Here is a 12,351-nt window from a genome sequence, read left to right on the forward strand (position 1 = left end):
GTTACCCATGCCCGCAAAAATCAAACGCTCCGATTACGCAGCGATGTATGGTCCGACCACCGGCGACCGTTTGCGTCTGGCGGACACCGACCTGATCATCGAGGTCGAGCGCGATCTGACCAACGAGGCCGCCGGTGTCTACGGCGAAGAGGTCAAATTCGGTGGCGGTAAGGTCATCCGCGACGGGATGGGCCAAGCCCAGACCACCCGCGCCGAAGGGGCCGTCGATACCGTGATCACCAACGCGCTGATCGTGGACTGGACCGGCATCTACAAGGCCGACGTCGGTCTGCGCGACGGCCGCATCCACAAGATCGGCAAGGCGGGCAACCCCGACACCCAGCCCGGCGTAAACATCGTCGTCGGGCCGGGCACCGAAGCCATCGCAGGCGAAGGCCGCATCCTGACCGCTGGCGGGTTCGACAGCCACATCCACTACATTTGCCCCCAGCAGATCGAGGACGCGCTGCACTCTGGCCTGACCACCATGCTTGGCGGCGGCACGGGTCCCGCGCACGGCACGCTGGCAACCACCTGTACCCCCGGCCCTTGGCACATTGGCCGGATGCTGCAATCGGCGGATGCGTTCCCGATGAACCTTGCCTTTGCGGGCAAGGGCAACGCCTCGCTCCCCGCAGCATTGGAAGAGCAGATCAAGGCGGGCGCTTGCGCGCTGAAACTGCACGAAGACTGGGGCACCACCCCCGGCGCGATCGACTGCTGCCTTGGCGTGGCGGACGCGATGGACGTTCAGGTCATGATCCACACGGACACCCTGAACGAATCCGGCTTCGTCGAGCACACCGTCAAAGCCATGAAAGGCCGAACCATCCACGCCTTCCACACCGAAGGCGCGGGCGGCGGTCACGCCCCTGACATCATCAAAATCTGCGGCGAAGAGCACGTGCTGCCCTCGTCTACCAACCCGACCCGCCCCTTCACCGTGAACACGCTCGAGGAACACCTCGACATGCTCATGGTCTGTCACCACCTTGATAAGTCGATCCCCGAAGACATCGCCTTTGCCGAAAGCCGGATCCGCCGCGAAACCATCGCCGCCGAGGATATCCTGCACGACATGGGCGCGTTCTCGATCATCGCGTCCGACAGTCAGGCCATGGGCCGCGTCGGCGAAGTGCTGATCCGCACATGGCAAACCGCCGACAAGATGAAGAAGCAGCGCGGTCGTCTGCCCGAGGAAACCGGCGACAACGACAACTTCCGCGTCCGCCGCTATATCGCCAAGTACACCATCAACCCGGCGATTGCCCACGGCATCAGTCACCAGATTGGCAGCATCGAAGAAGGCAAGCGCGCCGACCTCGTGCTGTGGAACCCCGCGTTCTTTGGCGTAAAGCCCGAGATGGTTTTGATCGGTGGCAGCATCGCGATGGCCCAGATGGGCGATCCCAACGCCTCGATCCCGACGCCGCAGCCGGTCTATTCGCGCCCGATGTTCGGGGCCTATGGCCGTGCGGTCGAAAACTCTGCCGTGATCTTCGTGTCCGAGGCCGCGCAGGCGGACGACATCGGCAAGAAGTTGGGGATCTTCAAGCAGACCGTCGCGGTGCAAAACACCCGCGGCATCGGCAAAAGCGATCTGAAGCTGAACACCGCCCTGCCCAAGGTCGAGGTGAACCCCGAAACCTACGAAGTCCGCGCGGACGGCGAACTGCTAACCTGTCAGCCCGCCGAAACCCTGCCGATGGCCCAACGTTACTTCCTGTTCTAAGATCATGATCGTCGCAAACCACTACCATAACCACACCCACGGCACCCCCGCGGCCCGCATTTCCCTGACCTACGAGGCCCGCTTCCTGCGCCGCCGCGTGCTGGTCACGGATGATGGTCTCGAGTTCCTGCTGGACCTCGAACAGACCACCTCTCTGGATCACGGCGGCGCCCTGATCCTCGAGGATGGTCGCGAGATCGAGGTGATCGCTGCCCCCGAAACCCTACTGCAGGTGCGCGGGGACCATCTGGTGCGGCTAGCTTGGCACATCGGCAACCGCCACACGCCCTGCCAGATCGAAGAGGATCGCTTGCTGATCCAGCCCGATCACGTGATCCGCGATATGCTGGGGAAACTGGGGGCCGATGTGGCCGAAGTCACCGAACCCTTTACCCCCGAAGGCGGGGCCTATGGACACGGGCGCACCCATTCCCATGCGCACTGACGCCACGATCCTGCTGGCCCAATGGCTGTCGCCCGCCTTTCCGGTGGGCGCGTTCGCCTATTCCAGCGGACTCGAGGCAGCTGTAGCGGGAGGGCTGATCGTCGACGAATTACAGGACTGGCTGGCGGATTTTCTGGTCCACGGCACGGGGCGGTCGGACGCGATCCTGATCCGCGCCTCTGCCGAAACCGATGATCCCGCCGAGGTGGATGAAACCGCCCGCGCCTTTTGCGCCAGCCGCGAACGGTTGCTAGAAACCGAATCCATCGGCCGCGCGTTCTGCCTGCAACTGGCGAATGTCTGGGATTTGCCGGTGGCGAACCTGACCTATCCGGTCGCCTTAGGGCAGGGGCTGCGAGCGTTGGACCTGCCGGTTGATCTGGCGATCCAGATGTACCTGCATGCCTATGTCTCCAACATGATCGCTGCGGCGCAACGCCTGATGCCCTTGGGTCACACGAACGGCCAGCGCATTCTGACGGCCCTGACCCCGCTCTGCGCCGAAGTGGCCGAAGACACCAAGGGGCTGGGGTGCGATGACATCACCAGCCAATGCTTTGCCGCTGACATCGCGGCCATGCAGCACGAAGTACTAAGTCCAAGGATTTTCCGAACATGAGCAAACGGAATGGCCCCCTGCGGGTCGGGATCGGTGGTCCTGTCGGCGCTGGCAAGACCAGCCTGACCGCCGCCCTGTCCAAGCGCCTGAAAGACACGCATTCGATCGGTGTCATTACCAACGACATCTACACCCAAGAGGATGCCGAGGCCCTGATGCGCATGCAGATCCTGCCGCAGGACCGCATCATCGGTGTGGAGACCGGTGGTTGTCCGCACACGGCGATCCGCGAGGATGCTTCGATCAACCTTGCCGCCGTGGCGGAGATGCAGGAACGCCATCCCGATGTGGAAATCGTACTGATCGAGAGCGGCGGGGATAACCTGTCGGCGACCTTCAGCCCCGAGCTGGCGGACGTGACCATCTATGTGATCGACGTTGCCGCGGGCGAAGAAATCCCGCGCAAAGGTGGCCCCGCCATCACGCGCTCGGACATTCTGGTGATCAACAAGACCGATCTGGCACCCTATGTCGGCGCCTCGCTCGAGGTGATGGATCGCGATGCCACCCGTGTGCGCGCTGGCCGCCCCTTTGTCTTTACCGCGATCCGTCAGGATCAAGGGGTCGAGCAGGTGGTCGAACTGCTGTCGCAAATCGGCGGCTTCTGACACCTGAAACGAAAAAGGGCCGCCCGAAAGGCGACCCTTTTAGAAACCTGTACAGGTCCCTGATTAGCGGCGGATGCCCAGACGCTGGATCAGGTTGGTGTAACGAGCTTCTTCTTTGCCCTTCAGGTAGTCCAGCAGCTTACGGCGCTGAGCAACCAGCTTCAGAAGGCCACGACGCGAGTGGTTGTCCTTCTTGTGGGTTTTGAAGTGCTCGGTCAGGGTGTTGATACGCGAGGTCAGGATCGCAACCTGAACTTCGGGCGAACCGGTGTCGCCTTCTTTGGTTGCGAATTCTTTGAGAACGCGTGCTTTTTCTTCAACAGTGATCGACATCGGGGTCTCCTGTCTATCTAAGGGTTATGGCACAGGCCGGGATGTCGTCCAGCGAGGCCCTTGGAGAAATCCGCGATTGCGGATGCGCGCTGTTACGTGATTCTGTCAGAAAAATAAAGCCTCTTGTCAGGCAAAGGCCTGAATTCCGATGCTTGCAGCCTCTCGTGCGCCAAGCAGGACGATATCGTCAAGGTTCACGTCATCCCCATCGATCCGCGCCACGATCTGCCCGTCAACACGCAGGTTCAGCAGGCCGTCGTCGTCGCGGTCGTCATCTAGGGTCAGTTCGGGCTCTCCGTCCTGAGTGCTGTCGTCATAGAGGACAAAGACGTCGTCCTGATCGGGATCGTAATCCTGAATGATCGCGGGCTCGGTCGAGGGATCGATCTCGGGGGACAGCATCAGGGCATAGGTGTCCTCGCCTTCGCCCCCATGGAAATAGTCGCCCATCGCGCCGATCAGGGTGTCATCCCCAAGGCCACCGTTCAGGAAATCGGTATCGTCGTCCTGATCGACGATCAGGTCATTGCCTTGGCCGCCAAACAGGGCATCACTGCCCGCGCCACCGGACACAAGGTCATCGCCAAGGCCGCCACACAGGCTGTCATCGCCATCATCCCCGTACAGCCAGTCGTCATCGGGGCCACCGACCAGATCGTCGTCCCCTTCGCCGCCGTACAGAGTGTCAGAGCCCGCCATCCCCGCCATGTCGTCACAATCGGCACCACCGGTCAGGGTGTCCTGCCCATAGCCGCCATCCAGCGTATCCGCGCCGCTGCCACCATAGAGCAGGTCATTTCCCGTCTCGCCGGTCAGGCTGTCATCGCCAGCACCGCCGCTCAGGTCATCATCGCCGCTGCCACCGGCCAACTGGTCGGACGCGTCATCCCCGGTCAGGATGTCGTCCCCTTCGTCCCCTTGCAGGATGTCCCCCGTTGGGGAGGCTTCGTTCAGGGTGTCTTCGGCGTCTTCTTCGGGTTCGGCGTCGGTTTCGGTATCTACCTGATCCGCGCCGGGGAATACTGTGAACGCCCCGACCATCAGGGCGCTAAACAAGCTGGCCAGCATCAACATTTTCGGCCTCCTTCACAACAACCGTGTCGAAAGTAAGGCTGAACTCTCTGAAATCGCAGCGTATTCTGGAAAAGGGGTTAACGCTCGGTGTCGGGAAGCTCGTGCATAATCTCGCGGGCGATCTGAGCTGCGTAGTCCCCGATCAGGGGCACAAATTCGATTTTCGACAGCCAAAACCCTACGAACGAAACAAGAATCGTCGCGCCAAGCACCGAGCCAAGCCCAAAGGAAATCCCGCGCAGCAGCTGGAACAGCATCATTTTATGGTAACTGTCGTGGGCGCGCAGGAACTTGTGATTGTTCAGTTTGGCGATCTCGGCGGTCAGTTTCTGGATGTCAGAATCACTCATGGGCGCTCCATAGGACGGGCTGAACGTTGTAACCGATGTATAGCGGGTGCTTGGGGTGACCGGCTTTGCTGAGGCCCAGATGGTGCAGCGGACGGCCGGTTTCGCGCAGCAAGGCCTCGACCGCGGCCCCGCGCGACAGATGCTCGCCGTGGGTGCCCCAAGCGCAGACGATGGTGTCCGCGTTCAGGGCGCCATTCCGGATCGCCTCGTCATTCAGGGGGCCGACGGGATCAGTGGCGGCGCGCATGGCTTTGGGGTCGGTGTCGCGCCACGCAAAGATGTTCGTAACCTCGAAGCTGCCGAAACCCAGCGTCCGCGCCCGACGCTCGCAGCGTTCGACCGTGGGGTCGTTCTGCACTTCGGTCGCGGTCGAGGGGTTGAGCATCACGAACAACGCTCGCTTGCCCGCCGGATCCCACGTCCGGATCAGGCTATAGCGATAGCGTTCGCAGTCGGAATATGTCGCCACAGAGGGGGCGTCGTCCTTGATATGGGTGCGCGTCAGCATAGGTTCTGTGTGCAAGGAAACAGCAGCCGTTTGCAACCGCGATATGGCGCCTGTTCTGGTGTGCGGAAACATTCCGTTAATCAGATTCTTTGCATTTGCCCCCTAAAATCAAGGCGTCTCGGGTCGTTCTGCTGTGTTGGACAGACTCATGTCCGACTACGGAGCCCTTGATGGACCTTTGGATGTTGCTTGGACTAGGCGGTGCCATATCGAGCCTTGTGTTCGGTTGGGATCGCGGATTCGGTGCTCTTTCCCAGCAGTTGATGGGAGAGACCAATGCCGATTCCGCGCCTACTGATCCTCAGTCCGAAGAGCTGCCCTCGGAAGGGCCCCAGTATCTGGACAGTCTGATTGATTTCGGCGGCACCAGCGGCGATGACGAGGTTTACGTCACCGCTGTGGATGAACGTGCCGACGACTGGGAATATGACGAACGCACCGATCTGGAGCACCTGCTGACCGGTGAAGACCAGATGGCGTGGTTCTACTCGGGCGAGGATCATTCCGACCCCGAGGCAGGCCACAACACCGGCGCGGACTGCGAAGACATCCTGTACATCGACACCGGCGCGGGGAACGACCTGATCGAGGTTTGGGGCCATGCCGCGACCGAAGTGGTCACCGGCACCGGCGCGGATACGGTCAAGGTCTGCGCCGACGCAGGCTATACCGTGGTTCATGTCGAGGACGACGACACCGCGATCCTGTGCGATGACTGGACGGGCTATGTGATCGGGACGGGCAGCGCCTCGGTCTATGGGGGCGACGGGGTGGACGTGATCCGCATGACCGGCGACTCGACGGGTTCGAACGTGCAAGCGGGCGGCGGTGACGACGATCTGATCACGGGCGGTGGCGGCATTCTGAACGGGAACGAAGGCAGCGACACGCTGGTCGCGAACGGGGACAACGCGATCCTGCGCGGCGGCACGGGCGATGACACCATCACCTCGCACGGGGCCAATACCGTGATCGGCGGCGAAGGCGATGACACGCTGGTGCTTGGGCACGGGTTCGTCAGCCGGACGTACTCTGGCGATGATGGCGGCTTTGACAGCTATACCCGCATTGATGATGTGGCGCTGGGTGGCAACGGCGCGGCGGATACCGTGCACGGGGACGCGGGCGCTGACATCATCAGCTATATCGACGGGGGAGATGTGGTGACTGGCGGCGGCGGTGTGGATACCTTTACCGCGATTGCCGATGACGAAGCCTCTGTAATCACCGACTTCCATCCGGGCAAAGAGACCCTGACCCTGTATGAAACCGGCGGCACCATGATCACCCATGGCTCTGGTACGCTGACCGGTGAACTGGACCAGTCCGAGCTCGACGCGCTGATGCAAGGCGACGAGAGCTATCACCTCGATGGCCGCATTTCGGTGGATTACGATCAGGACGCCAACGAGACCACGATCCGCATCGACGGGGACGCGGCGGTGGTTCTACAGAACACCAGTTGGGTGACGGTTGGCTATACCAACGGCGGCGACGATACCGTCTACGGTCTGGATGGCGCGCCGTTGGCCGAAGGGCTGCGGGCGAACGTCCTTGTGTCCGTTCACCCCAATGTCACCCAGATTTCCCAGCTGTTCGGCTAGGGCTTAGTCCAGATTGAACACCCGCACGGGATGCAGGTTGCCAGCCTTGAAGGTGCCGACAGCTAGGGCTTTGCCTTCGTAGCTGGCCCAGATTTCTTCGCCGTATTCGATGCCCGACGCGATCACCATGCCGGGGTTGCCGTTCTTCAGGCGCACGGCGCCTTCGGGGGTGGCCATCACTTGGGGCATGTCATCAAGACCAGCCTCGACCGGCAGCAAGAAGTCGTCCAGCTCGGGGGTGCGGGCTTTCTCTTCGATCTGCTCCAGCGTCACGCCGTCCTCGGCCGCGTCAAAGGGTCCGGACCAGATGCGGCGCAGCTTCTGGACGTGGCCGTAGCAGCCCAGCTTTTCCCCCAGATCGCGGGCGATCGAGCGGACATAGCCGCCCTTGCCGCAGGTCATCTCCAGAACCACGTGGTCGGCGTCGGGACGATCCACCAGCAGCAGTTCTTCGACGAACAGGGGGCGGGCGGTCAGTTCCACATCCTCGCCGTCGCGGGCCAGTTTGTAGGCGCGCTGGCCGTCCACTTTGACTGCGCTGAATTTCGGGGGCACCTGCATGATATCGCCGACAAAGCCGAACAGGGCTTCTTTGATCTCTTCGTCAGTGGGGCGGTTCGGCGAGGTGGCGATCACTTCGCCCTCTTCGTCGTCGGTGTTGGTCGCCGCGCCAAGGGTCACGGTGAACTCGTACGCCTTCATCGCGTCGGTGATGTAGGGAACGGTTTTGGTCGCTTCGCCCAAGGCCACGGCCAGAACGCCGGTCGCATCGGGATCAAGGGTGCCCGCATGGCCCGCCTTGTTGGCGTTAAAGGCCCATTTGACCTTGTTCACCACCGCGGTCGAGGTCATGCCCGCCGGTTTGTCGATCACCAGCCAGCCCGAAATATCGCGACCTTTTTTCTTGCGTCCCATAGCGTCCCCATATGTCTGCCAAGGTCGGCGGACCTACCCCAGCCTATCTGGTTGGTCAATCGTTCTCGGGTTCCACGGTGCCCACAATCGGCCCCATCGGAAAGCCCCCGTCGTGGCGGCGCAATTCAGGCGCGTAGAGCCGCGAGATATTCCCGTCAAAGTACAGGGCGTTCGGTGTTTTCAGCTCGTCCCGGAACAGGCTGGCGAACTCGTGGAAGGTGACCGTGTTGTTCGAGATGACGAAATACGCGGTCTTGCCGTCGGCGCTGGTGCCAACGCCGTTGCGGATATAGCGCGAATCCGAATCCTTGAGGAAACGGGGGTGCAGCTGGCCATCAATCACCAGCATCGGGCCGGATTGGGTGGCGTCGCGGCACTCGGGCTTTTGTTCGGCGTAGCGCAGGGTTTCATAGACCTGCGCGCTGCCGTCGTTCAGGCACAGCACCCCGTTGGGCAGCATCCCGAAATTGCCGGGCCCTGCGTTGGGGATCACGCGCATTTGCTCGACCCCGCCCTCGCGGTAGTGGCCCACGGGCTTGCGGTCGGGGTGGTACATGCCGGCATTCATGGCAAAGCCCAAGCGCTTGCCTTGGGTGCCCAAGGCATTGTCCAGCCGCCGGAACTGGCCCCAGATCTGGCCCTCGTCGTCGTTCAGGAACAGGCGCAGGTCTTCGGTCGTCAGATCGACGGTGCAAACCGTGTAACGGTTGTCCAGATAGGTCTGGTCATGACAGTCGGCGGCCTGCGCGGTCATGGCGCTGCCGGTCAGGAAAACAGCCGTTAGCAGCGCCAGACGCATCAGTCCTCCAGATCGCGGCGGACGTCGTCCTGATCGAACAGGCGGCGAGTCTCGTCGAGCTGGTCAAAGGTCTCGTCCAACCGGAAGCGCAGGTCGGGCGTGTATTTCAGGTTGGTGACCTTGCCGATCATGCGGCGCAACTCGTTGCGGTTGCGGGCCAGCAGTTCGACCACCTGTTCGCTGCCCTGTCCGCCCAAGGGCATGACATAAGCCGTCGCGATCTTCAGATCGGGCGACGTGCGAACCTCGCCCACGCTGATGGACAGGCGGTTCAGATCGGGATCGTGGATATCGCCCCGTTGCAGCACCTCGGACAGGGTGCGGCGGATGAGTTCGCCCACGCGCAACTGTCGCTGCGAAGGTCCGGGGCCGTCGTGGAATTTGTTCTTAGCCATACTGCGCATCTAATCCTTTGCCAGCGCCGTGCCAAGCAGCCTTTGCCAAAGCGCCAACTCTCGGCTAGTCACACCTGCATCATATCAGAAAAGGACGCGCGTTATGTCGGAAAGCATCGGTATTGTCATCACAGGCGCATCGGGCCGTATGGGGCAGATGCTGGTCAAAACCGTCACCGAGCGCGACGGCGTACATGTGGCGGGCGTTGTGGAACGTCCCGGCCATGACTGGGTCGGCCGCGACTTGGGCGTTCTGATGGGCGGCACCGAAAGCGGTGTGATCGTGTCCGACGATCCTGCGGCGGCTTTTACGGGTGCACAGGCGGTGATCGACTTTACCGCGCCTAGCGCCACGATTTCCTTTGCGAAAACGGCGGCAGCGGCGGGTGTGGCGCACATCATCGGCACCACCGGTTTCACCGAAGAAGATCTGGTTGCACTGGCCGAGGCCGGTCAGGGCGGCGTCACCATCCGCGCGGGCAACATGAGCCTTGGTGTGAACCTGCTGGTGCAGCTGACCAAAAAGGTCGCCGCCGCACTGGACGAGGATTACGACATCGAAGTCATCGAGGCCCACCACCGCCGCAAGGTCGATGCTCCCTCGGGCACCGCGCTGATGCTGGGTGAGGCCGCCGCGGAAGGCCGCGGTGTCGCGCTGAAAGATGTCGAGGATCGCGCCCGTGACGGCATCACCGGAGCCCGTGAGCGTGGCGCCATCGGCTTTAGTGTGATTCGCGGTGGCGACATTGTGGGCGAGCATGACGTGATGTTCGCCGCCGATGGCGAGCGGATCACCCTGCGGCACGTGGCCTCGGATCGCGGTGTGTTCGCGCGCGGTGCGGTCAAGGCCGCGCTCTGGGCACAGGGGAAAGACGCCGGCGATTATGATATGCTGGACGTACTGGGGCTGTGAGTCGCCCGTTCACCCAATGGTGAACCCGATGTGAAAACCAAAGCGGCCTCTGAAGCGTTTTCCCTGTGACAGGTGAACGGAGGCCGCGATGACCTATAGAACCGCACTAACTGCATTGGCCCTCTGCGCTGTGGCGTCGGGGGCGTCCGCCGAATTACAGGTGGTCAAAGACCAGTCGGATTTCCTGAAACTGGTTCAGGGTCGGGATCTGACTCGGATGGGAATTACCCTGCAAGTCACTGAAAACGGGGAAATCACGGGCCGCGCCTTTGGGAAAAAGGTGTCGGGCGCGTGGAAATGGCAGGACAGCTTTTTCTGCCGGAGCCTCTATTGGGGCAGTCAGAATATGGGCGATAACTGCCAGCAAGTCGCGCTGGATGGCGACGACATCCGCTTTACGTCGGACCGCGGCGCAGGGCGCCACGCCAACTTCGATCTGAAATAGGGGCGGTCAGAAATCGACCGCGATCCCTTTCTTTTCCCAGTCGCCATAGCGCACGGGTTCGGGGCCATCGCGGCCACCCAGCTCGGGGGGCAGGTCCAGACCGGCTGCCTGTTTGCGGCGTTCTTCGGCCTCGGCCAAAGCCCGCAGGGCGGCGGGCGGCAGGTCGCGCTTTTGCTCTTCGCTCATCTTGGTTCCTTTCCGGCTATTGTCTTGATATACGCAGCATCTGCCCACGGGCAAGATGACGGAGTGTTTCATGGACAAGAGCGGCCTAGCCCCGCGCCGTACGGCGCTGTACCTGTTGGATCAGATCACCGGCGAAGGACGCCTGATGGCCGAGATGGTCGCAGGTGGCGTGCTGGAACGTCTGGCCCCCGAAGAGCGCGCCCGCGCCCAAGGTCTGGTCATGGACACCCTGCGCGGGATGGAGCGCGCGGACCGCATGTTGCAAAAGCACCTGCGCAAGGAGCCCTCGCTGACCGTCAAGAACGCGCTGCGCCTTGGGGTCATCGAAATCTGCGCCCGCCGCGAGGCAGGACATGGGGTCGTGAACTCTTATGTCGAGCTGATCTCGCGGGATAAACGGAACAACCTGCTCAAGGGGCTGGTGAACGCGGTTCTGCGCAAGTTCACTGGCGATGGCCCCGATGCGTGGGACAAGCTGCGCACCCCCCGTATGCCCAAGTGGCTGCGTGACCCCTTGGCCGAGGCATGGGGCGCCAAAGCGATCAGCGACATGGAAACCGCCCATTTCGCAGGGGCTCCGCTGGACCTGACGCCCAAGGGTGACGCCGCCGAACTGGCGGAACGTCTGGGGGGCGAACTGCTGCCTACCGGTTCGGTCCGTCTGCGCGATCCGGGGCAGGTGACCGCTCTGGCAGGGTACGAGGCGGGCGATTGGTGGGTACAAGACGCTGCCGCTGCGCTGCCCGCCAAAATCCTGAACGCCCAAGCCGGTGAAACCGTGCTGGACCTGTGCTCTGCCCCCGGTGGCAAGACCCTGCAGATGGCGAATGCCGGTGCCAACGTCACTGCGCTCGATATCAACGAAGACCGTCTGAAGCGCGTGCACGAGAACCTTGAGCGCTGCGGTCTGACCGCGACCGTCGTTCAGGGCGACGCGCTAGAGCACGAGGGCAAGTACGACGCGATCCTGCTGGACGCGCCCTGTTCGGCCACCGGCACCATCCGCCGCCACCCCGATCTGCCCTACGCCAAGGACGGCAGCGGCTTCTTTGCGCTGATCGAGCTGCAAGAGGTCATGCTGGACCGCGCCCTGAGCCTGCTGAAGCCCGGTGGCCGTCTGATCTATTGCACCTGTTCGCTGCTGCCCGACGAAGGCGAAGTCCAGATCGAAGAGTTGCTGGCCCGTAATCCAAACGTTCAGGTTGATACTGCCGCGACCGATCTGCCGTGGGTCGAGGACGCATGGCGTTCCCCCGAAGGCGGTCTGCGTCTGCGCCCCGATTTCTGGGCCGACAAGGGCGGTATGGATGGATTTTACATGGCTTGCCTGCGCTTGACTGCGTGACTTTACAGCCTGCCGGATGTAGACTTTCAGTCAAAATCAGGGACGCCGAAACGGCGCCCGCTTTGGCAGGCAGGCTAACA

The 12,351-nt window shown here is 62.3% G+C and carries 16 protein-coding genes; 8 read left to right on the top strand and 8 right to left on the bottom strand.

Annotated elements, in window-relative coordinates; translation table 11 throughout:
- The first annotated feature begins 7 nt into the window (after nt 1–7).
- Genes ureC through ureG form a run of 4 tightly spaced genes read left to right on the top strand, consistent with a single transcriptional unit; the run spans nt 8 to nt 3,404 of the window.
- Nucleotides 8–1,732, top strand: a complete 1,725-nt coding sequence (gene ureC, locus HJ536_RS04280; RefSeq protein ID WP_177156782.1) for an urease subunit alpha — start codon at nt 8–10, stop codon at nt 1,730–1,732.
- A 4-nt stretch (nt 1,733–1,736) separates the two neighbouring features.
- On the top strand, nt 1,737–2,177 hold the full coding sequence (locus HJ536_RS04285) for an urease accessory protein UreE (protein ID WP_176852260.1): 441 nt from the start codon (nt 1,737–1,739) through the stop codon (nt 2,175–2,177).
- Nucleotides 2,143–2,796: an urease accessory protein UreF gene (locus HJ536_RS04290; RefSeq protein WP_228028621.1), complete on the top strand. Its 654-nt coding sequence runs from the start codon at nt 2,143–2,145 to the stop codon at nt 2,794–2,796. The genes HJ536_RS04285 and HJ536_RS04290 overlap by 35 nt, the downstream gene beginning before the upstream one ends.
- On the top strand, nt 2,793–3,404 hold the full coding sequence (gene ureG, locus HJ536_RS04295; RefSeq protein WP_176852259.1) for an urease accessory protein UreG: 612 nt from the start codon (nt 2,793–2,795) through the stop codon (nt 3,402–3,404). Before HJ536_RS04290 ends, ureG begins: the two co-directional genes overlap by 4 nt.
- Before the next feature lie 63 nt (nt 3,405–3,467).
- Here ureG and rpsO read toward each other — a convergent pair whose 3' ends face one another.
- The 4 genes from rpsO to HJ536_RS04315 form a co-directional block, all read right to left on the bottom strand.
- Nucleotides 3,468–3,737 (bottom strand): 30S ribosomal protein S15, encoded by a 270-nt coding sequence (gene rpsO, locus HJ536_RS04300; protein WP_176852258.1) that lies wholly within the window; start codon nt 3,735–3,737, stop codon nt 3,468–3,470.
- 126 nt (nt 3,738–3,863) lie between these two features.
- Nucleotides 3,864–4,805, bottom strand: coding sequence for a calcium-binding protein (locus tag HJ536_RS04305; protein ID WP_177156783.1), 942 nt, complete (start codon nt 4,803–4,805; stop codon nt 3,864–3,866).
- An 83-nt stretch (nt 4,806–4,888) separates the two neighbouring features.
- A complete protein-coding gene (locus HJ536_RS04310; protein WP_176852256.1) occupies nt 4,889–5,161 on the bottom strand; it encodes a DUF5665 domain-containing protein in 273 nt (90 codons plus the stop codon).
- Nucleotides 5,154–5,669, bottom strand: coding sequence for a DUF1643 domain-containing protein (locus tag HJ536_RS04315; RefSeq protein ID WP_176852255.1), 516 nt, complete (start codon nt 5,667–5,669; stop codon nt 5,154–5,156). Before HJ536_RS04315 ends, HJ536_RS04310 begins: the two co-directional genes overlap by 8 nt.
- 170 nt (nt 5,670–5,839) lie before the next feature.
- Here HJ536_RS04315 and HJ536_RS04320 point away from each other — a divergent pair, with 170 nt between their 5' ends.
- On the top strand, nt 5,840–7,273 hold the full coding sequence (locus HJ536_RS04320; protein ID WP_177156784.1) for a calcium-binding protein: 1,434 nt from the start codon (nt 5,840–5,842) through the stop codon (nt 7,271–7,273).
- A gap of 3 nt (nt 7,274–7,276) precedes the next feature.
- Here the strand turns inward: HJ536_RS04320 and truB are convergent, their stop codons facing one another.
- From truB to rbfA, 3 genes are read right to left on the bottom strand one after another with little or no spacing between them, the layout of a single operon-like run.
- Nucleotides 7,277–8,188 carry a tRNA pseudouridine(55) synthase TruB gene (gene truB, locus HJ536_RS04325; protein WP_176852253.1) on the bottom strand — a complete coding sequence of 304 codons (912 nt, stop codon included), beginning with the start codon at nt 8,186–8,188 and terminating at the stop codon, nt 7,277–7,279.
- A gap of 55 nt (nt 8,189–8,243) precedes the next feature.
- The gene (locus HJ536_RS04330) at nt 8,244–8,987 is read right to left on the bottom strand and encodes a phosphodiester glycosidase family protein (RefSeq protein ID WP_177156785.1); all 744 of its coding nucleotides are present in this window, start codon (nt 8,985–8,987) and stop codon (nt 8,244–8,246) included.
- The gene (rbfA, locus tag HJ536_RS04335) at nt 8,987–9,382 is read right to left on the bottom strand and encodes a 30S ribosome-binding factor RbfA (protein WP_176852251.1); all 396 of its coding nucleotides are present in this window, start codon (nt 9,380–9,382) and stop codon (nt 8,987–8,989) included. Before rbfA ends, HJ536_RS04330 begins: the two co-directional genes overlap by 1 nt.
- Before the next feature lie 103 nt (nt 9,383–9,485).
- On the opposite strand from rbfA, the gene dapB reads away from it, so the two are divergent.
- Both dapB and HJ536_RS04345 read left to right on the top strand, forming a co-directional pair.
- Entirely contained in the window at nt 9,486–10,295 is an 810-nt protein-coding gene (gene dapB / locus HJ536_RS04340) for a 4-hydroxy-tetrahydrodipicolinate reductase (protein ID WP_177156786.1), read from the top strand.
- A gap of 88 nt (nt 10,296–10,383) precedes the next feature.
- Nucleotides 10,384–10,740, top strand: a complete 357-nt coding sequence (locus HJ536_RS04345) for a dihydrodipicolinate reductase (RefSeq protein WP_176852249.1) — start codon at nt 10,384–10,386, stop codon at nt 10,738–10,740.
- A 6-nt stretch (nt 10,741–10,746) separates the two neighbouring features.
- Here HJ536_RS04345 and HJ536_RS04350 read toward each other — a convergent pair whose 3' ends face one another.
- The gene (locus HJ536_RS04350) at nt 10,747–10,926 is read right to left on the bottom strand and encodes a DUF1674 domain-containing protein (protein ID WP_176852248.1); all 180 of its coding nucleotides are present in this window, start codon (nt 10,924–10,926) and stop codon (nt 10,747–10,749) included.
- A 70-nt stretch (nt 10,927–10,996) separates the two neighbouring features.
- On the opposite strand from HJ536_RS04350, the gene HJ536_RS04355 reads away from it, so the two are divergent.
- Nucleotides 10,997–12,271: an RsmB/NOP family class I SAM-dependent RNA methyltransferase gene (locus HJ536_RS04355; RefSeq protein ID WP_176852247.1), complete on the top strand. Its 1,275-nt coding sequence runs from the start codon at nt 10,997–10,999 to the stop codon at nt 12,269–12,271.
- The last annotated feature ends 80 nt before the right edge of the window (nt 12,272–12,351 follow it).

This window comes from Donghicola mangrovi (assembly GCF_013377535.1).
In the GTDB taxonomy this organism is placed as follows: Bacteria; Pseudomonadota; Alphaproteobacteria; order Rhodobacterales; family Rhodobacteraceae; genus Donghicola; species Donghicola mangrovi.